Here is a 22,455-nt window from a genome sequence, read left to right as displayed (position 1 = left end):
GTGGCGCTTGCAGATTCACGACAACCTGGACCCCGGGATCCTGCACCCCGGGCCAAGGGCATCCTGTGGCCCGACGAGGGGCGGGAGGTGTATGACGTGGGGCGGGATGAGTCGGTTCCCGCGCCGGTCTCGCTCGTGGTCCGGCATCTCTGGAGCGTCACGTGGCGCAGGCCCGACGCCCGGCCGTTCGCCTCCAGCGTGCTGTCCAACCCCATCGCGCACCTCACCTTCGAGGACGCGGTCGGCGGCCGGCTGCACGGCCACGAGGTGCCCGCGCCGCTGGTGCACGGCCTGGTCAGCCGGGTCTTCCGCGTCGAGCTGCCGGTGGCGGGACGGGTGAGCGGCGTGGCCTTCCACCCCGGGGGCCTGACCGCGCTCCTCGGGGTCGCCATGCGGGACCTGGCCGACTCGGTGGTGCCGGCGACCCGCGTGTTCGGTCACGGCGTCCGCGACGTCGCCCAGGCGGTCCTGACCGAGCCCGACGAGGGTGCCCGGCGTGGGATCGTCCTGTCCTACCTCGGTGAGTTGCTGGGGCCGCAGCAGGACCGCGTGGCCGGCGATCCGGCATACTCCGTGGTCCGCGCAGCGGAGCAGTTGATGCACCGGCGTGACCAGGTCAGCCTGCCCGGGGTCGCCGAGCAGGTCAGCGTGTCCCCGCGCACCCTGCAGCGGATGTTCTCGCAGTATGTCGGGGCGTCGCCGCTGTGGGTGCTGCGCCGGTACCGCCTGCAGGACGCGGCCGCGCTGATCGATGCGGGGGAGGGCGAGGACCTGGCCGCTCTCGCGGCGTCCCTGGGCTTCGCGGATCAGGCACACTTCACCCGCGCGTTCACGGCCGTGATCGGGGTGCCGCCGTCGGTCTACCGCGCCGGGGTGCGTCCGGGGGCCGGTGAGACGGTGCGGCGCGCGGACAGCACGGTGTAGGCCCCGAGGAGCAGGGCGACGAGGGCACCTGCGGCGCCGAGCCAGTCGTAGCCCAGGTGCTGGACAACCACGCCCGCGAGTCCGCCCGCCGTGGCGGCGGACAACCCCATCACGAGGTCAGAGGCGCCCTGGACGGAGGCGCGGTCGTGGACAGCCGCACCCGCGACGACCAGGTTCGAGCCGGCGACCATGGTGCAGGACCACCCCAGCCCGAGCAGGAACAGGCCGGCGAGCAGCCCGAGTGACCACCCGGTCCGGGAGGTCGCGGCGAGGACACAGGCGGCGACCTGGATGACGGCCCCGGTCACGATCACGGGGCGCGCGCCCCACCGGTCGGTGAGGTAGCCCGCGACGGGGGACAGGCCGTACATGCCGAGGATGTGGATCGAGATGACGAACCCGATCACCTCCACCTCCGCGTGACCGTGGGACATGTGGATCGGGGTCATCACCATGACCGCGACCATGACCACGTGTCCCGCGGTCACCGCGATGGTGCCCAGCCGGGTGACCGGGGAGGCGATGATCGCCCGCAGGCCGTGGACGACCGAGCCGCGCTGTCCGACGCGCGGGCCGGGCGGGGCGCCGTGGTCGGCGAGGGCCCGGGCGGTCAGCAGGGGGTCCGGTCGCAGCAGCAGGTGGATGAGGGTGGCCGCCACGAGGAACCCGGCGGCGCTGAAGACCCATGCCCCGGCCAGCGGCGGCAGTCCGAGGGCACCGGCCAGTTGCTTGCCGGGCCCGAGGATGTTGGGGCCGAGCACGGAGCCGATGGTCGTCGCCCAGACCACCAGGCTGAGGTGGCGCCCGCGCCGACTCGGTGGCGCGAGATCCACTGCGGCGTAGCGGGCCTGGCTGTTGGCGGTGCTGGAGGCGCCGAAGAGTGCGGTGCCGAGCAGGAGCAGCCAGAAGTGGCCCACGACCGCGGCGGTGATGGCCAGGGCCGCTCCGACCGTCCCGACGAGGTACGCGGCCACCAGGCCCGCCCGCCGCCCACGGGCCGCCATGAGCGCGGCGACCGGGATCGTCATGAGTGCACCGCCGAGGACCTGGGTGGTGTTCGCCAGCCCCGACAGGTCGTCGCGGCCGCTGATCTCGGCCGCCATGAGGGCGGCGACGGCGATGCCGCTGGCCACGCCGATGCCACCCATCACCTGGCTGCCCATGAGGGTGGTGACCGTCCGGGTCTGCAGGCCGTCGACGTCGGGAGCGGAGAGCACGTCGGGACTCGTGCGGTGGTCGGTCACCGGGTCAGTGTGACACCGGTCTCTTCGCGACACGAACGTGTTGTTCGTTACCCTTTCGTGACATTTGTCGTGCAACCATGTACCTTCGTAACAGCCCGTCCCCCGACGGGCCGCGTGATCCGGACGCCGAGTCTTGTCACCGGAGCACGCGTCCCCTGTACGACCGCTGACAAGAGCGGGGAACCCAATTCCCCGGGAGGTAACTCCCTTGGGGCGAAGGTCCGACCTGGCAACAGGACGGACCCGGGCCACTCCAGCCCGAGCCCGACAGCTAACTCCGCAGGCGCTGGAGAGGTACTTGTGAACCGTCCTAGCCCCGCTGGGCGCCACCGCGCGCCGAGCCGCATTGCTACCGCCCTGGCCCAGGGTCGCTACTCGGCAACCTCCACCTTCTCGGTGGCTGCCTCCGGTGGCATCCTCGCGTCGTCGGTGCTCGTCGCCACGACCCATGCCGAAACTGACCTCAAGGCCGCGATGGCCGCGCTCGAGCCCGTCGTGGGTCCGGACGCCACCGTTGCCGGCCCGCCCGTCGCGGATGCCACGCACCGCGCTGAGACCTTGCAGGTCGCGACCGACACGTTGAGCCAGGCGGCCACCGCGGTGGCGCTCCCCGGCACGGTCGCGACCATCAGCCAGCCCATCGACCGGCCCGCCAGGGCGGTGGCCGCCCCCGCGGACGCCGAGAACGCGGCCGTCGGCGAGCTCGGCTTCGTCGGAGTGACCCCGGTGGTCGAGGAGCCCGAGCCCGAGCCCGAGCCCGAGCCTGAGGTCTCCGCCGCCGCCGAGGCTCGGTCCGAGACGACGGCGAGCCGTTCGGAGTCGCGTTCGGCGGCGCCTGCCGCGTCGACCTCTGAGCCCGAGCCGGCTCCCGCCCCGGAGCCCGAGCCCGAGCCCGCACCGGCCCCGCCGTCGAGTGGCGCCGAGGGCGCTATCGGCTGGGCCTACAACCACCTCGGTATGCCGTACATCTTCGGCTCCGACAGCGGTTCCGGCTACGACTGCTCCGGCTTCGTCCGGGCGGCCTACCGGTCCGTCGGCATCAGCCTGCCGCACGGCAGCTCCGCGCAGTACTCCGCCACCTCCCGCGTCTCGCTGGACAACATCCGGCGCGGCGACCTGCTGTTCTACAGCAACGGCGGTGGGATCTACCACGTTGCCATCTACCTGGGCGACGGTCAGGTGATCCACTCACTGCGTGACGGCAGCGGCTTCAACGGCTCCAAGGTCTCGAGCATGTACTACTCGCCGGGCCTGTTTGCCGCTGGTCGTCCGTGACGACAAGCTGATTCACTCCGTGACGGCACTCTGATTCAGTCGTCCGTGACGACCGTCTGAACGACACCCCACGCACCGGCCGTGGTCCGCAGGGACCGCGGCCGGTGCGCTTGTGTCTGGCACCTGGCCCCGGGCGTGGCTGTCCTGCGGGACGTGGCGCCACCAGGTATGACAGCGTGGGGGCGTGCAACCCGCGCCCGAGGTGTTCGACCTGTTCGCGGTGCCGGCGGGCACCGCGCCGCTGGTCGGTGGCCAGGGGCACAGCGTGCTGGCCGGCGACCTGGTGCTGTCGCCGGGCCGGTCCGCACAGATCGCCGACTGGCTGAACCCTTTGCTCGCCCGGCTCGCGGCCGCCCTGGACCACGAGGTGCCCCGGTCGCTGCGGCTGGCGATGCCCATCCCCACGCGCGACCTGCGCTGGGTGGTGGACGGGTGGGGCGCCACCCGCTTCGAGCCGGGTGCCCGGCCGTGCCGTGACCTCGACGTCCTGGTCGCCACCGGCCGGCTGTTGCACGCCCACCTGGCCGCGCTGCTGACCACCGCCCCGGCTTCCCTCGCAGAGCGTGACGACCCGTGGGCGCAGGCGGAGCAGGCGGCCTTCGCAGCTGCATCTCCCACCGATGCGTCTCCCACCGATGCGGGGCCTCCCACCAGCGCCCCCTCCCCGCCTCCGGAGACGCGGGCGCTGGTGCTCGACGTGCAGGCGGCCCTGGCGGCTCCAGGGGTCGGCGACAGCGACCTGGGCCCGGACCAGCTGGTCCACGGTGACCTCGCCGGCAACGTGCTGCTGGACCGGGACGGTCTCCCGGTGGTGATCGACATCGCGCCCTACTGGCGGCCCGCGCTCTGGGCCGAGGCGGTGTGCGTCCTGGACGCGGTGCTGTGGCTGGGGGCCGACCGTGCCGCGTTGGATGCCTGGGCCGAGGGCCCTCGGCGGCACGCCCTGCTGCGCGCCGGCCTCTTCCGGGTCCTCAGCGACCGGCCCTGTGACGTGGCGGCCTACCGCCGGGCACTCGGGCTGGAGGCCGCGCCGTAGCGTGCACGGCATACTGCCGGTAATCGGTTTGGAGACTGTCGGTGGTGGGGGAGAAGATGCCTCCCGTGACTTCTGTCGTCCCTGGGGATCCCATCGTCGTCGCCGAGGACCTCACCAAGGTCTACGGCGACAACCGCGCCGTCGACGGCATCTCGTTCAGCATCAGCCAGGGGGAGTCGTTCGGGCTGCTCGGGCCCAACGGCGCGGGAAAGTCGACGACCATGCGGATGATCGGTGGCACCCTGACCCGCACGGGCGGCACGATGCGGGTGGCCGGACTGGACCCCGCCGAGCGGGGCCCCGAAGTGAGGGCGCACCTGGGCGTGGTGCCGCAGCAGGACAACCTCGACGAGGAGCTGACGGTCCGCGACAACCTGATCGTCTACGGGCGCTACTTCGGGCTGCCGCACTCCTACCTGCGCACCAAGGCCGACGAGCTGATCGAGTTCGCCCAGCTGACCGAGAAGGCCAAGGCGAAGACGACGGCGCTCTCCGGCGGGATGAAGCGCCGGCTGACGATCGCGCGGGCCCTGGTCAACGAGCCCAAGCTGCTGCTGCTCGACGAGCCGACGACCGGCCTGGACCCCCAGGCCCGGCACGTGCTGTGGGACCGGCTGTTCCGGCTCAAGGAGGTCGGGGTCACCCTCGTGGTGACCACCCACTTCATGGACGAGGCCGAGCAGCTCTGCGACCGGCTCATCGTCATCGACCACGGCCGCATCATGGCCGAGGGCAGCCCGCGGGCTCTGATCCGGGAGCACTCCACCCGTGAGGTGGTGGAGGTGCGTTTCGGGGCGCAGCGCAACGCCGCGGTCGTTGACCAGCTGGAGGACGTGGCCACCCGCCTCGAGGTCCTGCCGGACCGGATCCTGGTCTACACCGACGACGGTGAGGCCGCCCTGGAGGAGATCACCGGCCGCGGCCTCAACCCGATCACCTCGCTCGTGCGACGCTCGTCGCTGGAGGACGTCTTCCTGCGCCTGACGGGACGGACCCTCGTTGACTGACACGGTGCAGGACCTGCAGCGACTGGCCGCCTCGGGCCGGGTGCCCGCCCCGGAGGTGATGGCCGCGCGTGCCCGCCGGTGGGGGTGGTGGTACTACGTCGAGTACTGGCTGCGCACGGCCAAGGCCTGGTTCCAGTCGATCCTGATCTACATGGTCGGGGAGCCCTTGCTCTACCTCGTCGCGCTCGGGGTCGGGCTGGGCACGCTGGTCGACAACGGCGTGGGGACCGTCGACGGCGTTCCCTACCTCGTCTTCGTGGCCCCGGCGCTGCTGATCTCGACGGTCGTCATGTCGACCGGCGGTGAGCTGACCTATCCGGTGATGGCCGGGTTCAAGTGGGACCGCCTCTACTACGGCCCGCACGCGACGCCGGTCACGCCGGCGCAGATCGCCACCGGGCACCTCATCGGGGTGCTGATCCGCTTTGTCGTGCAGTCGTTGATCTTCTGGGCGATCATGGTCGCCTTTGACGCGGTGCCCCGCGGGGTCCTGGTGTCTGCGCTGGTCATCCCGATCGGGGTGCTGTCCGCCGCCGCGTTCGGGGCGCTGCTGCAGGCCTATGCCTCGACGCTGCAGGACGAGGGCTACCAGTTCGCTTTCGTCCAGCGCTTCGTCATCATGCCGATGTTCCTCTTCGCCGGGACCTTCTTCCCGCTCTCGGCCATGCCGGTCTACCTGCACTGGGTCGGGTGGATCTCCCCGGTGTGGCACGGCACGCAGCTGGCCCGGCAGGTGACCTATGGTGCGGTCGAGCCCGCCTGGCTCACCGTCGTGCACGTGCTGTTCCTCCTCGCACTCACGGTGGTCGGCGTGCTCTGGGCCCGCCGCAGCTATACCCGTCGGATGGGCTCCTGATGAGCGCGCCGAGCCAGGACCGGCTCCCCGCGACCGAGCAGCCCCACCTGCGGCTGCAGTCGGGGGAGCGGCCGCTGGCCGCCCTCTACGGCCGCAACGCCCGGTCGGTCATCGAGCGTGGCTTCAAGGTCATCGCCCGCCAGAACTGGGCCGTTCTGGTCTCCGGGTTCTTCGAGCCGGTGCTCTACCTGCTGGCGATGGGCCTGGGCCTGGGCACGCTCGTCGGTGAGGTGGCCGGCCCCGGCGGTGCGCCGATCGCCTACACCGCCTACATCGCACCAGCCCTGCTGGCCACCTCGGCGATGAACGGCGCGATCTACGACTCGACCTGGAACGTCTTCTTCAAGCTGCGCTTCGCCCGCGTCTACCAGGCGATGCTGCAGACCTCGCTGGGCCCGATGGACGTGGCGATCGGCGAGATCTTCATGGCGCTGTTCCGCGGGTTCCTGTATGCCTGCGGCTTCATGGTCGTGATGCTGGTGATGGGCCTGGTGACCTCGCCGTGGGCCATCCTGATGGTGCCCGTCGCCCTGCTCATCGCGGTCGGGTTCGCGAGCATCGGGATGGCCGTGACCTCCTACCTGAAGTCGTTCCAGCAGATGGACGTCATCAACTTCGTGATGCTCCCGATGTTCCTGTTCTCGGCGACGCTCTACCCCATCGAGGTCTTCCCGGAGGCCATCCAGTGGTTCATCAAGGCGATGCCGCTGTGGCACGGGGTCGAGCTGATGCGGCACCTGGCTGTGGGCTTCCTGTCCGCCGCGACCATCGGGCACGCCCTCTACTTCGTGGCCATGACCGTCTTCGGGGTGTGGTTCACCACGATCCGTCTGCGGGCGCTCTTCCTGCGCTGAGCCGCGCGCCCGATGTTCCTGCGCTGAGCCGCACCTCCCGCTTGTTGCTGCGCCGAGACGCCCCCAGCCCTTCTTCGAGCGCCCTGCCGTTCTTCGAGCCGACTGCAGTCGGCCTTCAGATACGCGAGGCGCTCGAAGAAGGGCTGCGGCGCGGATGACGGGGCCAGTGTGCGGTGAGACGGTAGAGCCATGGAGACCTTCACGCACAAGGACGTCCTCGACGCCGGCCTGACGGACTGGCGTGACCTGGCGCAGGGACTGCACGCGCGCTTCGGCACCGGTGACTTCGCCGCTGGCCTGCGCTTTGTCAATGCGGTCGGCGCCGCCGCCGAGGAGGCCGGGCATCACCCCGATGTCACGCTCACCTACCCGCACGTGGACATCATGCTGATCAGTCACGATGCTGGCGCCCTCACAGACCGGGACGTCGACCTGGCCCGGCAGATCAGTGCCATCGCCTCCGAGCAGGGCATCACCGCGCACCCGGACGCACTGGTCCAGGTGGAGCTCGCGCTCGACACCGCGGACATCTCCGGCGTCGGACCGTTCTGGGCCGCCCTGCTCCGGGGTGACACCGAGGCGCTGCAGGACGGTGACGTCGTCGGAGACGCCCGGGTGCCGCTTCTCTGGTTCCAGGACACCGAGGCTCACGAGACCCCGCGCCAGCGATTCCACCTCGACGTCTGGGTCCCGGCCGACCAGGCACAGGAGCGGATCGCCGCGGCCCTGGCAGCCGGCGGGACGCTGGTCGATGACGAGGCGGCACCGGCCTTCACCGTCCTCGCGGACGCCGAGGGCAACCGGGCCTGCGTCTGCACCAGCGCACGCTGAGCGCCCGGGCCCGTCCGCGCCACGTCGTGTGCCCGGTCGCGTGCGAGAGGACCACACCGCGCGCCCGGTCGTTCGAGGGAAGACCACACCGCGCGCTCGGTCGTTTGAGAGACCACCATCCGGCGCGCCAGGGTCAGCGTGGAGAGCACCATGCGGCGCGTCCGGTGGGGTTGGACGGCATACTCAGGAGTCGGACAGGTCAGGATCACCCGGAGGAGTGACGGAGATGGAGTCCTACGCCAAGGGCGAGGTGCAGCCGCTGCTGGAGGAGACCATCGGCGCGAACTTCGAGCGCACCGTCGCCGCCCATCCGGACCGCGAGGCGCTGGTCGAGATGGCCAGTGGCCGCCGGTGGACCTGGTCCGAGCTGGACGCCGACGTCAACGCCCTGGCCCGTGGCCTGATCGGCGCGGACATCCAGGCCGGAGACCGGGTCGGGATCTGGGCGCCGAACTGCGCCGAGTGGACGCTGGCGCAGTACGCCACGGCCAAGATCGGCGCGGTCCTGGTCAACATCAACCCCTCCTACCGGGTGCACGAGCTGACCTACGCGGTCAACCAGAGCGGGTTGCGGATGATGCTGTCCGCCAGCAGCTTCAAGACCAGCGACTACCGGGCGATGCTCGAGGAGACGCGGAGCGAGTGTCCCGCCCTGGAGCGGGTGGTCCTGATCGACACCGACGACTGGGCGACCCTGGTCGCCGGGGGAGCGGACCTGCCCCAGGACGCCGTGGCACTGCGGATGGCGACCCTGGCACCGACGGATCCGATCAACATCCAGTACACCTCCGGCACGACGGGCCGTCCCAAGGGCGCCACCCTCAGCCACCGCAACATCCTCAACAACGGCTTCGCGGTGACGGAGCTGATCAACTTCACCGAGCAGGACCGGCTGTGCATCCCGGTGCCCTTCTACCACTGCTTCGGGATGGTGATGGCCAACATCGGATGCACCACCCACGGGGCGACCATGGTGATCCCGGGGCCCGGCTTCGAGGCGGAGACCACGCTGCGCACCGTCACGCAGGAGCGCTGCACCGGGCTCTACGGCGTGCCGACGATGTTCATCGCGATGCAGAACCACCCGAGCTTCGCCGAGCACGACCTGTCCACGCTGCGCACCGGCATCATGGCCGGCTCCCCCTGCCCGGTCGAGGTGATGAAGAAGTGCGTCGACCAGATGAACATGGCAGAGGTCTCCATCGCCTACGGCATGACCGAGACCTCGCCGGTCAGCACCCAGACCCGCGCCGACGACGACCTGGAGCGTCGCACGGAGACCATCGGGCGGGTCCACCCCAACCTGGAGATCAAGATCGTCGACCCGCTCACGGGCGAGACCGTGCCGCGGGGGAGACCGGTGAGCTCTGCACCCGGGGCTACTCGGTGATGCTCGGCTACTGGCAGGAGGAGGAGAAGACCGCCGAGGTCCTCGACGCCGACGGCTGGATGCACACCGGCGACCTGGCGGTCATGCGCGAGGATGGCTACTGCACCATCGTGGGGCGCAGCAAGGACATGGTGATCCGCGGCGGGGAGAACGTCTACCCCCGTGAGATCGAGGAGTTCCTCTACACCCACCCCGACGTCCAGGACGTGCAGGTCGTCGGGGTGCCGGACGAGAAGTACGGCGAGGAGCTGTGCGCCTGGATCCAGATGAAGCAGGGCGCCAGGCCGCTGACTGCCGAGGCGGTGCGCGACTTCGCCACCGGCAAACTGGCGCACTACAAGATCCCGCGTTATGTCATGGTCGTCGACGACTTCCCGATCACCGTCACCGGCAAGGTCCGCAAGGTGGAGATGCGGGAGGTCTCCAGCAGGAAGCTGGGGCTGGCCGACTGACGAGGGGCAGTATGCCGATCGCGCGCCACCGCGTGACGGCGCGTCACGGCGCACCCTGGCGTCCGTGCGTGCGGGGCGGGTCGTAGCCGCCCTCGGGAGGCACCATCTCGCCCCGGATCCCGAGCAGCCGGATCGGCCGGTCGTCCCCGAGCTTGCGCAGGAGGCTCAATGCCGTGTCGGCGATGACGCCGGGGTCCAAGGTGGGCTCCGGCAGCTTGCGGACCCTGGTGAAGGTGAAGAAGGGCGCGAAGCGGACCTTCAGGTGCACCCGGGCACAGGCCCGGTCCTCGGCCCGCAGGTCCGTGACCACCTGGTCGGCCAGCTCCCGCAGGGCGGCCTCGATCTGGGCCGCATCGGTCAGGTCCTGCTGGTAGGTCGTCTCGTGACCGTGTGCCCGGGCCACCCACGGGGTGTCGTCCACGTGGCGGCTGCCCGCCCCGGCCCCCAGGCGGCGCAGGTGGGGGCCGGTGCTCGGACCGAAGACGGCGGCCAGGTCATCGTCGTCAGCGGCGGCGAGCTGCCGCACGGTGCCGATGCCGAGCTCACCCAGCCGCGCCGAGATCCGGCTACCGACACCCCACAGGGCACGGGTGGGTCGGGCACCCATCACCTCCAGCCAGGTGTCCTGGGTCAGCCGGAAGACACCCTGCGGCTTGCCGAACTCGGTGGCGGTCTTGGCACGGACCAGCGTGTCGCCGATGCCGATCGAGCAGTGCAGCTGCGTCGCGGCAAGGACGCGGGCCTGGAGCTCTCGGGCGGCGGCCTCGGGGTCCTCGGTCTCCAGCCCGACGAACGCCTCGTCCCAGCCGAGCACCTGGACCACCGCGCCGGGGAACTCGCGCAACGTCTGCATCACCTGCTCCGAGGCAGCCTCGTAGACGGGGAAGTCGACCGGCAGGAAGACGGCCTCCGGGCACCGTTTCAACGCTGTCCGCAGAGGCATGCCGGAGCGGATCCCGAACTCCCTGGCCTCGTAGGTTGCCGTGGACACCACCGCACGCTCGGTCGGGTCACCGCGCCCGCCGACCACCACGGGGAGCCCGACCAGCTCGGGTCGCCGCAAGAGTTCGACGGCCGCCAGGAACTGGTCCATGTCCACGTGCAGCACCCAGGCTGTCATGGCCCCATCCTGCTGTGGTCGCGGGCTGGGCGCAGGTCCTGGGGACCGGCCCGGCCTCGGTAGGCCGCTGCGCGCCCGCCGGGTCGTCTCGTGCGTCGGTGTCAGGGCACCGTGGACAGGTCAGAGCACCTTGGACAGGAACGACTGGGTCCGCTTATGCTGCGGGTTCGTGAGCACCTCGACGGGGTCGCCCTCCTCGACGATGACACCACCGTCCATGAAGACCAGGTTGTCTCCCACCTCGCGGGCGAAGCCCATCTCGTGGGTGACGACCATCATCGTCATGCCCTCGTTGGCGAGCTTCCTCATGACGTCGAGCACGTCACCGACGAGCTCGGGGTCCAGTGCGGAGGTCGGCTCGTCGAAGAGCATCATGTCCGGGTTCATCGACAGGGCACGGGCGATGGCCACCCGTTGCTGCTGACCACCGGACAGGTGGGCGGGGTAGGCCGCCTCCTTGTCGCCCAGCCCGACCTTCGCGAGGTTCTCGCGCGCGATCTGCTCCGCCTCACCTCGCTTGCGGCCCTTGGCGCGCTGCTGGGCAATGGTGAGGTTGCGGAGCACCGTCATGTGGGGGAAGAGGTTGAACTGCTGGAAGACCATGCCGATCCGGGTGCGGACCAGATCCAGCTCGGTGTCCGGGTCGGTGATGTCGATCCCCTCCACGAGGATCTGCCCGGAGGTCGGCTCCTCGAGCCGGTTGACGCACCGCAGGAGCGTGGACTTGCCCGAGCCCGAGGGGCCGATGACGCAGACCACCTGCCCGTGATCGACGTGGAAGTCGATGCCGGTGAGGACCTCGTTGTCGCCGAAGCTCTTGTGCAGGTCCCGCACCTCGATCGCGGGTGCCCGCTCATCGACATCCATGCTGGGGTGGAGTTCGCTCATCACCGGCTCCTCTTCTGCTTGCTCTCCATCCAGGCCACGAGCCTGGTCAGCGGGAGCGTGATGGCCAGGTAGAGCAGGGCCGCGAACGCGAGCGAGGTGGCGGTGCCGGCCGACGGGCCGCTGCTCATGAAGTCGCGGGCCAGGGTGGTCAGCTCCTTCTGGTTGGCGGCCAGTCCGATGACGAACAGCAGCGAGGTGTCCTTCAGGAGGATCACGAGCTCGTTGGTCAGCGGCGGGACCACGATGCGCAGCGCCTGGGGCATGACGATCGAAGCCATGGTCCAGCGCGCGTTCATCCCCAGCGACCGGGCCGCTTCGGTCTGCCCCTTGGGGACCGCCTCGATGCCGGCCCGCAGCGTCTCGGCCATGTAGGCACCGGCCACGAGCATCAGGGCGACCAGACCGGCCCCGACGGTGCCACCCGGCGGCCGCCACCCGAAGGCGATCGGCACGCCGAAGCCCATGAACAGGATCACGACCAGGGCGGGCAGTCCGCGGAACAGCTCGATGTAGCCGGTGGCCACCCACCGGAAGGGCGCGATCGGGGCCAACTTCATGAGCACCAGGACCACCGCGAGCACGAAGCCACCGATGAAGGAGATGATCGTGTAGAGGATGGTGTTCTTGGCCCCGACGAAGATCATGTCCTGCCAGTTGCCGGTGAAGCCCTCGGTCAGGAAGAAGTTGCGCCTGATCGCGTCCCAGTCGGCCAGCAGGACGAAGATGACCACCAGGGCCAGGAACACCGCGTACAGCGACAGTGTCATCAGGCGGGTGCGCGCGCTCCGGGTCATCGGGTCACCCTCGTCCTCTCGTCACCAGTCTCAGCGGCTGGTGGACTCGGCGTCGTCCGCGGAACCGTCCTCCGAGAAGTACTTGGCGTAGAGCTCGTCGTACTCACCGCTGTCCCGCAGCTCGGTGAGCTGCTCGTTGACTGCGTCGACCAGTGCGGTGTTGCCCTTCTTGATCGCCAGGCCGTAGGTCTCGTCGGTGTCGTACTCCTCGACGATGGTGAAGTCGCCCCGCTTGGCGTTGTCGACGTTGACCGGCAGATCCTGCAGGGCGGCGTCCACCTGGCCGGCCAGGAGCGCCTGGTAGATCTCGGCGTTGCTCGGGAAGGCCACCAGCTCGGCACCCTCGGCGTTCTCCTGGGCGTAGGCCTCACCGGTGGTGCCCTGCTGGACCGCCACACGGGTGCCGGCCAGGTCCCCGATGCTCGCGATGTCGGAGTCCGTGGGGACCAGGAGGGACTGCAGGGAGTCGTAGTAGCCGTCGCTGAAGTCGATGTTCTGGGCGCGGTCCTCGGTGATCGTCATGGCCGAGGCGGCGAGGTCACACTCGCCCGCGTTGAGGGACAGTCCGGACTGCAGCCCGTCGAAGGAGGAGTCCTTCACCACGAGGTCGAGGCCCAGGCCGTCGGCCACCGAGGAGACGATGTCGATGTCGAAGCCGACGAAACCGGACGGCGCCGACTCGTCAAAGTCCTCGAAGGGCGGGTAGGGGACGTCGGAGCAGACCGTGAGCGTGCCCTCGGTCACCAGGTCGAGCGACGCGGCGTCGGCGCCGTTGCCCTCGCCGCCGGTGTCGTCGCCGCCGGTGTCGCCACCGTCGTCCGAGCCGCACGCCGCCAGGGACAACACGAGACCAGCGGTAGCCGCCACTGCATACAGGGATCGCTTATTCATGCCTGCACTGTATCGCTGTAGGGTCCCGGATCCGGTGGACGCAGACTGACGGTCCGGTGCGACGGGCACATGAGAGAGATCTCACCAACGTCTCACGGCCCGCTCATGACGGTCAGGTGAACTAGGGGTCATGCGCCGAGGGACGGCGTCGCACGACCGGGAGGTAGGACGCATGACCGGCTCCGAGAGCACCAGCCCGTTCCGGGTGTTGCTGTATTCGCACGACTCCGTCGGCCTGGGTCACATCCGCCGCAACCTGGCCCTGGCGCACACCCTGTCCACCCAGATCCCCGCCATGACCGGTCGCCCGGTGACGGGCATGCTGCTGACCGGCGTGGCCCACGGCACCGACCTCGACGTGCCCGATGGGTTTGACGTCGCGCTGCTGCCGAGCATCTGCAAGGGGGACTCGGGCTACGAGCCCCGGCACATGCAGGTGCCGATGGACGACCTCCTCGACATCCGCAGCCAGTTGGTCAAGGGTGTCGTCAAGGGGCTCAACCCTGACCTGATCATCGTCGACCGGCACGCCTACGGTGTCAGCGGCGAGCTGCGCAAGACGCTGGCCAAGACCCGCAGGAAGCGGCCCGGCACGACCATCGTCCTCGGTCTGCGCGAGGTCCTGGACGAGCCGGAGGTCGCTGCGGCGGAGTGGGAGCGGCTGGGGGACCTGGAGCGTTTCCGCGCGATCTTCGACGAGATCTGGGTCTACGGCGACCCGCAGGTGCATGACGTCCGGGAGACCGGCGAGGTCCCTGCGGTGCTGTACGACATGGTCCGTTACACCGGCTACCTCGCAAACGGCCGTCGCTGGGTCCCGGAGACCGACCCCACCGAGGCGCCCTACGTCCTGAGCATGTCCGGTGGTGGCAGTGACGGCAGGGGCATGCTGAGCCTCGCGGCCCGAGCGACCGTCCCCGCCGGTCACCGGCACCTCGTCGTGGCTGGTCCCCAGATGCCCGCCGAGGACCTCGCCGAGATCCAGCGCCACGCCGCACCGGGCACCCGCGTGGTGGCCTGCGTGCCGGACGGCCTGGCCACGATCCGACGGGCCAGCGCGGTCGTCTCGATGGCCGGGTACAACACCGTCAACGAGGTCATGAGCACCGACCGCCCGGTCCTGCTCGTGCCTCGCGAGCGCCCCCGACAGGAGCAGCTCATCCGCGCCCGGGGGCTGAAGGACGCCGGCGCCGTCGACCTGGAGTGCCTGGACGACCTGACCGTCGAGCGCCTCACGGCCTGGTTCGCCGGAGCCGTCCACCGCACCCAGGACCGCGCCCACCTCGACCTGGCCGGCCTGGCCGGTGTCGCCCACCGCGTCGCCGACCTGGCACGCGCGAGCAAGAAGGAGCTGACCAGTGCAGCGCTCTGAGCGTGCCCCGCGCGTGGGCTACGTCCTGAAGGTCTACCCCCGCTTCTCCGAGACCTTCGTGGTCACCGAGATCCTGAGCCGCGAGGCGGCCGGTGAGGACCTGGCGATCTTCGCCATGCGACCCACCACGGACGCTCGCTTCCACCCGGAGATCTCCCGGGTCCAGGCACCGGTCACCCACCTGCCCAAGCCGGTCAAGCTGTCCGACGCGTGGACCGTGCTGCGCGAGGCGCGCGCGACCATCGCCGACCTCGACAACCGGCTGCCCGGCATACTGCCGCTCCTGGCTCGTCTCGAGCCGTCGGAGGCGGTGCAGGGGGTGCACCTCGCCGTCAGCGCCACCCAGCAGGGGATCACCCACCTGCACGCACACTTCGGCTCGATGGCCGCTCGCGTGGCCCGCGTGGCCAGCGCGATCGCCGACATCCCCTTCTCGGTCACCACGCACGCCAAGGACCTGTTCCACGAGAGCGTCGACCACGAGCTGCTGCACGAGATCCTCGCGGCAGCGGACCACGTCGTCGCCATCAGCGAGTTCAACCGCTCGTTCCTGGTCACCCGCTACCCGGATCTCGCCGACCGGGTCGTCCTGATCCGCAACGGTCTGGACCTGTCCCGGTTCGAGTATGCCGACCCGGCGCCGGTCAGCGGACCGCTGAAGGTCGCCGCCGTCGGACGGCTCGTGGAGAAGAAGGGATTCACCCACCTGATCGCGGCGGTGCGCCAACTGACTGAGCGTGCCGACGCCCCCGCCCTCCAGGTCCGCATCGCCGGCGACGGCGACCAGCTGGCGGCGCTGTCCGCCCAGGTGACCGCCGGCGGGCTGGGGGAGACCGTCGAGCTGATGGGTCCCCGCCACCAGGAGGAGATCCGCGACCTGCTGCGTTGGGCGGACGTCATGGTGGCACCGTGTGTCGTCGGGGCCGACGGCAACGCGGACGGCCTGCCGACCGTCCTGCTCGAGGCGATGGCGATGGGGGTGCCGGTCATCGGCAGCGACGTCACCGGCATTCCTGAGGCGATCCACGACGACCGCACCGGACAGCTGATCTCGGCCGACCGGCTGGACGAGGGCGACCTGGGGGAACTGATGGCCGCGCTGGAGCGCGCAGCCGCTCACGACTACCCGCGCGTGCAGACTGCCCGCGCGGCCCGGACACTGATCGAGGCCGAGTTCGACACCGCGCGCCAGGCGCGCCGGTTGGCCGAGCACCAGCGGGGCGAGTCCCTGCTGATCGGCACGAGGGGAGTTTGACGATGACGCGCGTTGCCTACCTGTCCGCCGACCCCGGCGTCCCGGCCTTCGGGACCAAGGGCGCCTCGGTCCACGTGCAGGAGATCATCCGGTCCTTCCGGGCCCGCGGCGCGACCGTGCGGCTCTACACCGCCCGCACGGACGACCATGTCCCGGCCGACCTGACCGACCTGGACGTCACGCACGTGCCGGTCGACAGCAAGGCCGACCGCACGGCGGACAAGGAGTTCCCCCACGTCGAGCGGACGGCCCGCCGTGAGCGGCGTCAGGTCGCGGCCGCCCACGAGATGGCCGCCCGGGCCATCGGTGACGGGGTGGACATCGCCTACGAGCGCTACTCCCTGTTCTCGACGGCTCTCGCCGAGGTGACCACGACCCTCGGGATCCCCGGGGTCCTCGAGGTCAACGCCCCGCTCATCGACGAGCAGGCCACCCACCGCCACCTGGTCGACGAGGACGGTGCCCGCGCGGCGCTGCGCGCCCAGGTCGCTGCGGCCTCGGTTGTCGCCTGCGTCTCCGAGCCGGTCGCCGCGTGGGTCCGGAGCCACTGCCCGGAGGCCGCGCACAAGATCCGCGTCACCCCCAACGGTGTGAACACCACCCGCATCGCACCCACCCGTGCGAGCTCGGACGGCGACCCGGTCGTCCTCTTCGTGGGCACGCTCAAGCCCTGGCACGGCACCGACGTCCTGCTCGAGGCGGCCGCTCTGGCCAAGGAGGCCTGGCAGGTCCGGATCGTCGGCGACGGACCGCAGGGTCCCGCGCTGGCCGAGCAGGCCGACCGTCTGGGCCTGGCCGTGGACTTCCGCGGGGCCGTGGCTCCGGGCGACGTCCCGGCCGCACTGGCCGGTGCGGCCGTCGCCGTGGCTCCGTACCCGGCGATGGACGAGGGGGCGGATCAGTACTTCTCTCCACTGAAGATCTACGAGTACGCCGCTGCCGGACTGCCCGTCGTGGCCTCCCGGGTCGGTCAGGTGCCGACCATCGTGCGCGACGGTGAGAACGGTCTGCTCGTCGAGCCGTCAGACCCGGCGTCTCTGGCCGCGGCGATCGACACCCTCGTCTCCGACCCGCAGCGGGCTCGTGCCCTGGGACTGCTCGGCCGCGACATGGTCGTGACCGCGCACTCCTGGGACAGCGTCCTGGACCGGATCCTGGAGGGCGTCACCGTGCCCGAGGGCGTGGCATGAGCTCCGTCAAGTCTCCCAAGATCGACGGCCACGCACTCGGCAGGACCCTGGGTCTGGTCCGCCCGCACGTGCGCGGACAGGCCCCGCTGCTCATGGGCGGCGCCGTCGCCCTGATGCTGGAGGTCGTCTTCCGGGTCCTGGAGCCCTGGCCGGTGAAGTTCGTCGTGGACGCGGTGACCCGCTCCCTCGGTGCGGACCTGGCCGACTCCGGACCCCAGGCCAGCGTGCGCCTGCTGCTCGCCTGTGCCCTGGCCACGGTCGCGCTGGTCGGCTTCCGGGCCGTCTTCAACTACCTGGCGACCGTCGCCTTCGCGCTCGGCGGGTCCCGGATCGCGGTGCAGCTGCGCCAGCGGGTCTTCCGGCACGTGAACAGTCTGTCCACCGAGTACCACTCCACCTCTCGCAGCGGAGACCTCGTGCAGCGCCTGATCGGCGACGTCGGGCGGCTGCAGGAGGTCGCCGTCACGGCCGGTATGCCGTTGCTCGTCAACGTGTTCACCCTGGTGGTCATGGGCGGCGTGATGTTCTGGCTCGACCCGCTGCTGGCCCTGATCCTCGTGGTCGCCGCTGCCGTGTTCCTGCTGCTGTCCCGCTCCAGCGGACCGAAGATCACCAGCGCCTCGCGCAAGACGCGCCGGGCCGAGGGCGACCTGGCCAACATCGCCCAGGAAACCATCGGCGGGATGCGGGTGGTCCAGGCCTACGGGCTGGAGAGCGCGCTGGAGGCGGAGTTCAGCGGACGCAACGACAAGTCCCTGAAGGAGGGTGTCCAGGCACGGCGTCTCGCCGCCGCCCTCGAGCGCGGCACCGACGTGCTGGTGGGCTCCGCGACCGCCTCGGTGCTCCTGCTCGGCGGCTACCGCGTGACCCAGGGGGTCATGACCCCCGGGGACCTTGTCCTGTTCCTCACCTACCTCAAGACCGCCATGAAGCCGTTGCGTGACCTGGCCAAGTACACCGGCCGGATCGCCCGGGCCACGGCGTCGGGCGAGCGGGTGGCCGACGTCCTGGACGAGGTGCCCGACATCACCAGTCCCGCACACCCGGTGCGCCTGTCCCGGGTGGCCGGGGAGGTGCGCCTCGAGAGGGTCACCGCCGGCTACGGCGACCACCCCGCGGTGCTGCGCGACCTCAGCCTGGTCGTGCCGCCCGGGCAGCGGGTGGCTGTGGTGGGACCCTCCGGCGCCGGGAAGTCGACGCTGACCAGTCTGCTGCTGCGGATGATGGACCCGCGGCACGGCAACGTCCGACTGGACGGGGTGGACCTGCGCGCCCTCGACCTGACCGAGCTGCGCTCCCAGGTGTCGGTGGTGTTGCAGGAGTCCGTGCTGTTCACCGGATCGATCGCCGACAACATCCGCTACGGCAACCTGGCGGCCAACGACAACCAGGTCCGCTGGGCGGCCCGGATGGCCCGCGCCGAGGAGTTCATCCTCCGCATGCCGCAGGGGTATGACACCCAGGTCGGTGAGCGCGGCGCGACCCTCTCCGGCGGTCAGCGCCAGCGCATCGCGATCGCTAGGGCCATGCTGCGCAACGCCGCCGTGATCATCCTGGACGAGGCGACCTCCGGGCTCGATGCGGAGAACGCTGTGGCGGTGCGTGAGGCGATCGACCAGCTCACCGCGGGCCGCACGACCTTCGTGGTGACCCACGACGAGCAGACCGCCCGGGAGTGCGACCGGATCATCTGGATCGAGAACGGTGGCGTCTGGTGGGACGGTCCGGCCCACGGCATACTCCCGGAGGGCGCCGCCTTCACCGGGTCCTCGCCGGCGACCGAGGCGCCGCAGCCGGTGTCGTACCGGCCGCACTCGCCCCAGCCGGTATCCCCCCAGCCGCACTCGCCCCAGCCGGTATCCCACCAATCGCACTCGCCCCAGCCCGTATCCCCCCAGCCGGTCGCCGGGAGCCGGGCGGGCCGATGACCCATCGCGCCAGCGCCGACCTGCTGATCGACCGGCAGCGCCTCTCCGAGGTGCTCGGCCGGGAGGTCCGGGCCACCCGGCTGCGGTTCAAACCGGGACTGTCGACCTCTGCTGTCCTGCTGGACGCGTCGGGGGGCTCGGACGCGCCCGGGTGGATCCAGGTCAGTCACCCAGGGCACACGGACAAGATCCGCAAGGCCGTGGAGCTCGCGGGGGAGCGGGGCCAGCACGTGCACCTGCTCCAGACCGACGGCCTCACCGTCGCCCACGGCACCGTCGACACCGATCCGCGCCTGCAGAAGGGCCTGGACGGGCTCCGCTCCGTGCACCCGTCGGTCACCGACGCGGTGGCGGCAGGTCGCCTGTCGGTGCTCCGCTACAACCCGCAGCGCCGGCTGGTGCTGCACCGCGACCTCCCCTCCGGTGAGTCCCTTGTGCTGCGGGTGACGGCGGAGAAGCAGATCGGGGTGCGTGCCGCGCTGCGTGACCTGGCGTCCGCCGGGGTGCCAGTGGTGGAGCCTGTCGAGGCACCCGGTCACCGCCTCGGTCGCCGGGTCACCGTGTGGCCCTGGTTCGGAAGGGGTGACCTGGCGACCCTGCCCGACGGCGGGGGACCGGCGTATGCCGCGGGGTCGGCTCTCGCACGACTGCACCGGTCCGCGATCCGCACCGGGCCCGTGCCCGACCCGGTGGGGGCGCTGGTCCGCCAGGCCGAGGACCTGGCCGGCCTGGACGGTGCAGCGGCCACCCGCATGCAGGCCCAGACCTCCGCTCTCGCTGCGCGGATCGCCAGCGGCCGCTGGGCGACCGGACCGATCCACGGTGACTTCTCCGCCGACCAGGTGCTGGTGGGCCGTGCCGGCGAGGACACCGTGCGCCTCACCGACTTCGACCGCGCCGGGCGCGGCCCCCTGATGGCTGACCTGGGCAGCTTCGCCGCCGCAGAGCTGCTGGCCGGGGGAGGGGAGTGGGCGGGGCTCCAGGCGTTGCCGCTCACCCGGGAGCTGCTCGCCGGATACCGCGAGACGCAGGACCCCGACGCTGCCGACCCGGGCACCGACGCTGCCGACCCGGGCGCCGACGCGGGCGCCACCGGGGCCACCGACGACGGACTCTTCACCTGGGTCGCCCGCTCGCTGCTCAGTCGGGCGCTGGAGCCGTTCCGTGCCGCCGAGCCCGACTGGGTCGACGGCATCCACCGCCGCATGGACCAGGTGCAGCAGGTGCTGACATGACCGACAGCCAGAGCGTTCCCACCGGAGGAGACCTCATGTCCGTGAACAACGAGCTGGAGCCCACGCTCACCCCTGGCCCCGTGCCCGCGGTGCTGGAGGTGGGGGATGACGTCATCACCGTCGACCGGGCCTGGCCACGGGCGCGCCGCGGCGATGCTGAGGTCGTCCTGGCAGAGGGCCGGGACCGCTGGGGCAGGATCCGGGCGGCCCAGCTACGGATGCGGCCCGCGAGCGGCCTCGGCTGGCAGGTGTCCTCGGTGCGCGTTGCGCCGCACGGCGCCGACCCGAAGCTCCCCGACCTGTCCGGCGCGTCGCGCAGCGGCACCGTCGTGGTGCACCGCTATGGCAAGCGGGCCGTGGTGCGACGCCCGGACCGTTACGTCAAGGTGGTGCGGCCGGGGACCGGCCCGGAGATCGCGGCGGCGGCCCGGCACGGCCAGACGGTGGCCGAACAGGCAGGGTTCGAGGCCCCGGCCGTGCTCGAGGCGGGGCCGGGAGCGGTGAGCTTCAGCATCCTGCCGGGCCGGAGCCTGCACGAGCTCGGCGGGGTCGCCACCCGCGGGGAGTGGTCCCGGTGGTGGCAACGCTGGGCGGTGCGCTGGGCGGCCCTGGCGCGCCCGGCGGCCGACAGCGGGCTGGCCACGCACTCGGCCCACGACGAGGTGGTGAACCTGCGGCGCTGGCTCGACCGGGTCGACCGGCTCGAGGCGTTGCCGGCAGCGGTGAGCCACCACGTGACGGCGCGAGCCGAGGCGGTCACCACCGAGCTCGTGACGGGGCGCGCCCAGGAGCTGGTCGTGAGCCACCGCGACCTGCACGACAAGCAGATCCTCGCCCACGACGCCTCGCTCGGCCTGCTTGACTTCGACACCGTGTCGCTGGCCGAGCCGGCGCTCGACCTCGCCAACCTCTGGGTGCACGCGGTGCTCCGGACGGACCAGGGCGTGTGGTCGCGGGGGCACAGCGAGGTCGCCCAGCAGGCGATCCTGGAGGTCGCCGAGGGACTGGGGGTGGACAGCGCCCGCTTCGAGACCTACGCCGAGGCGACCCGCCTGCGCCTGGCCTGTCTCTACTCCTTCCGGCCCCGGCACCGGTCGCTGGCGCTGGACTGGGCGAGTGCCTCCCGCCCGTCGGTGTGATCGAGAACACCAAGACTGCACCCGGTGCAGATTTGCACTGAGTGCAAACAGCGTCGTACCGTCATCTGGTGACGACCAGTGAGACCGACCGCCCGGGTGCCGAGGTCGCGGCGCACCCACCGGGTCGCCGCGAGCTCAACAAGGCGCGCACCCGCGAGCGGATGCTCGAGGCGCTGCGGGACCAGCTGGGGGAGGACCGGCTGGAGGGGTTGACGGTCGAGTCGGTCGCCGAGGCGGCCGGGGTCTCCCGGCGCACCTTCTTCAACTACTTCGCGAGCCTGGAGGCAGCCCTCGCCGAGGGCATGTCGTCACCGATCACCACCCTGACCGAGGCCTTCGCCGCACGTCCGCTCGATGAGCCGCCCCTCGTGGCGATGCAGCGGACCATCGAGGTGTCCCCGGTCCCGCACGAGTTGCTGGCCTGGATCGCGGCCGTCAGGTGCACCGGCCAGGAGCGGCACGGTCTCGCGCTGAACATCTGGAGCTATCACCGGGACTGGCTCGAGGGCCTGCTGCGGGACCGTGTCCCGGAGGGCGACCCGTTGGCGGCCTCCGGCCTGGCCGGCACCGTGATGGCCATCTTCGAGGCGGCCGAACGCCACTGGATCCAGACGGCCGGTGACGTGGTCGACGAGCGGTCTGCCGCCGAGTTCAACCGGCTGCTCCACCGCGGCCTGCAGTTCGCCGCGACGGGATGGACCCAGACCGACTGACCCCCGCCGCGGTCACGGACGACCCGGCCCGACGACATACGACAGCATGAGAGACACCGGA

At 71.0% G+C, this 22,455-nt stretch carries 19 protein-coding genes, 1 pseudogene and 1 riboswitch; of the genes and pseudogenes, 15 read left to right on the top strand and 5 right to left on the bottom strand.

Annotated features, from left to right (window positions below; all coding sequences use genetic code 11):
- Positions 1 to 924, top strand: a complete 924-nt coding sequence (locus tag MWU75_RS20375; protein WP_247092514.1) for a helix-turn-helix domain-containing protein — start codon at positions 1 to 3, stop codon at positions 922 to 924.
- Here the strand turns inward: MWU75_RS20375 and MWU75_RS15580 are convergent.
- Positions 861 to 2,168, bottom strand: a complete 1,308-nt coding sequence (locus tag MWU75_RS15580; protein WP_247092512.1) for an MFS transporter — start codon at positions 2,166 to 2,168, stop codon at positions 861 to 863. The genes MWU75_RS20375 and MWU75_RS15580 overlap by 64 nt on opposite strands.
- 154 nt (positions 2,169 to 2,322) lie before the next feature.
- Positions 2,323 to 2,469: riboswitch (cyclic di-AMP (ydaO/yuaA leader) on the top strand.
- A gap of 95 nt (positions 2,470 to 2,564) precedes the next feature.
- Between MWU75_RS15580 and MWU75_RS20370 the strand changes: the two genes are divergently transcribed.
- The 7 genes and pseudogenes from MWU75_RS20370 to MWU75_RS15545 all read left to right on the top strand — a co-directional run bounded on the left by MWU75_RS20370 (position 2,565) and on the right by MWU75_RS15545 (position 9,869).
- A complete protein-coding gene (locus tag MWU75_RS20370) occupies positions 2,565 to 3,443 on the top strand; it encodes a C40 family peptidase (protein WP_247092510.1) in 879 nt (292 codons plus the stop codon).
- 184 nt (positions 3,444 to 3,627) lie between these two features.
- On the top strand, positions 3,628 to 4,479 hold the full coding sequence (locus tag MWU75_RS15570) for an aminoglycoside phosphotransferase (protein ID WP_247092508.1): 852 nt from the start codon (positions 3,628 to 3,630) through the stop codon (positions 4,477 to 4,479).
- A 56-nt stretch (positions 4,480 to 4,535) separates the two neighbouring features.
- Positions 4,536 to 5,486 carry an ATP-binding cassette domain-containing protein gene (locus MWU75_RS15565; RefSeq protein WP_247092678.1) on the top strand — a complete coding sequence of 317 codons (951 nt, stop codon included), beginning with the start codon at positions 4,536 to 4,538 and terminating at the stop codon, positions 5,484 to 5,486.
- Entirely contained in the window at positions 5,479 to 6,342 is an 864-nt protein-coding gene (locus tag MWU75_RS15560) for an ABC transporter permease (RefSeq protein WP_247092498.1), read from the top strand. Before MWU75_RS15565 ends, MWU75_RS15560 begins: the two co-directional genes overlap by 8 nt.
- Positions 6,342 to 7,196 carry an ABC transporter permease gene (locus MWU75_RS15555; RefSeq protein ID WP_247092496.1) on the top strand — a complete coding sequence of 285 codons (855 nt, stop codon included), beginning with the start codon at positions 6,342 to 6,344 and terminating at the stop codon, positions 7,194 to 7,196. Before MWU75_RS15560 ends, MWU75_RS15555 begins: the two co-directional genes overlap by 1 nt.
- Positions 7,197 to 7,385: 189 nt before the next feature.
- Complete coding sequence (locus tag MWU75_RS15550) at positions 7,386 to 8,027, top strand: 4a-hydroxytetrahydrobiopterin dehydratase (RefSeq protein WP_247092495.1); 642 nt, start codon at positions 7,386 to 7,388, stop codon at positions 8,025 to 8,027.
- Positions 8,028 to 8,253: 226 nt separating this feature from the next.
- Positions 8,254 to 9,869: pseudogene (locus tag MWU75_RS15545) on the top strand (AMP-binding protein).
- A gap of 43 nt (positions 9,870 to 9,912) precedes the next feature.
- On the opposite strand, the gene MWU75_RS15540 reads toward MWU75_RS15545, so the two are convergent.
- The 4 genes from MWU75_RS15540 to MWU75_RS15525 form a co-directional block, all read right to left on the bottom strand.
- Entirely contained in the window at positions 9,913 to 10,989 is a 1,077-nt protein-coding gene (locus tag MWU75_RS15540) for a DNA polymerase IV (protein ID WP_247092493.1), read from the bottom strand.
- A 120-nt stretch (positions 10,990 to 11,109) separates the two neighbouring features.
- Positions 11,110 to 11,877: an amino acid ABC transporter ATP-binding protein gene (locus MWU75_RS15535; RefSeq protein WP_281497346.1), complete on the bottom strand. Its 768-nt coding sequence runs from the start codon at positions 11,875 to 11,877 to the stop codon at positions 11,110 to 11,112.
- Complete coding sequence (locus tag MWU75_RS15530) at positions 11,877 to 12,671, bottom strand: amino acid ABC transporter permease (RefSeq protein ID WP_247092491.1); 795 nt, start codon at positions 12,669 to 12,671, stop codon at positions 11,877 to 11,879. The genes MWU75_RS15535 and MWU75_RS15530 overlap by 1 nt, the downstream gene beginning before the upstream one ends.
- 30 nt (positions 12,672 to 12,701) lie before the next feature.
- Entirely contained in the window at positions 12,702 to 13,562 is an 861-nt protein-coding gene (locus tag MWU75_RS15525) for a transporter substrate-binding domain-containing protein (protein ID WP_247092482.1), read from the bottom strand.
- A 172-nt stretch (positions 13,563 to 13,734) separates the two neighbouring features.
- On the opposite strand from MWU75_RS15525, the gene MWU75_RS15520 reads away from it, so the two are divergent.
- From MWU75_RS15520 to MWU75_RS15490, 7 genes are all read left to right on the top strand, one after another.
- On the top strand, positions 13,735 to 14,934 hold the full coding sequence (locus MWU75_RS15520) for a glycosyltransferase (RefSeq protein ID WP_247092480.1): 1,200 nt from the start codon (positions 13,735 to 13,737) through the stop codon (positions 14,932 to 14,934).
- The gene (locus tag MWU75_RS15515) at positions 14,921 to 16,189 is read left to right on the top strand and encodes a glycosyltransferase (RefSeq protein ID WP_247092478.1); all 1,269 of its coding nucleotides are present in this window, start codon (positions 14,921 to 14,923) and stop codon (positions 16,187 to 16,189) included. The genes MWU75_RS15520 and MWU75_RS15515 overlap by 14 nt, the downstream gene beginning before the upstream one ends.
- Positions 16,190 to 16,191: 2 nt before the next feature.
- A complete protein-coding gene (locus tag MWU75_RS15510) occupies positions 16,192 to 17,379 on the top strand; it encodes a glycosyltransferase family 4 protein (protein ID WP_247092675.1) in 1,188 nt (395 codons plus the stop codon).
- Complete coding sequence (locus MWU75_RS15505) at positions 17,376 to 19,307, top strand: ABC transporter ATP-binding protein (RefSeq protein ID WP_247092476.1); 1,932 nt, start codon at positions 17,376 to 17,378, stop codon at positions 19,305 to 19,307. Before MWU75_RS15510 ends, MWU75_RS15505 begins: the two co-directional genes overlap by 4 nt.
- A complete protein-coding gene (locus MWU75_RS15500) occupies positions 19,304 to 20,542 on the top strand; it encodes a phosphotransferase (protein ID WP_247092474.1) in 1,239 nt (412 codons plus the stop codon). Before MWU75_RS15505 ends, MWU75_RS15500 begins: the two co-directional genes overlap by 4 nt.
- 35 nt (positions 20,543 to 20,577) lie before the next feature.
- Entirely contained in the window at positions 20,578 to 21,681 is a 1,104-nt protein-coding gene (locus MWU75_RS15495; RefSeq protein ID WP_247092472.1) for a phosphotransferase, read from the top strand.
- Between the two features lie 68 nt (positions 21,682 to 21,749).
- Positions 21,750 to 22,394, top strand: a complete 645-nt coding sequence (locus MWU75_RS15490; protein WP_247092470.1) for a TetR/AcrR family transcriptional regulator — start codon at positions 21,750 to 21,752, stop codon at positions 22,392 to 22,394.
- The last annotated feature ends 61 nt before the right edge of the window (positions 22,395 to 22,455 follow it).

The sequence above is a fragment of the Ornithinimicrobium sp. F0845 genome (assembly GCF_023015765.1).
Classification (GTDB): domain Bacteria; phylum Actinomycetota; class Actinomycetes; order Actinomycetales; family Dermatophilaceae; genus Ornithinicoccus.
This window is presented reverse-complemented; position numbering and strand designations above follow the sequence as displayed.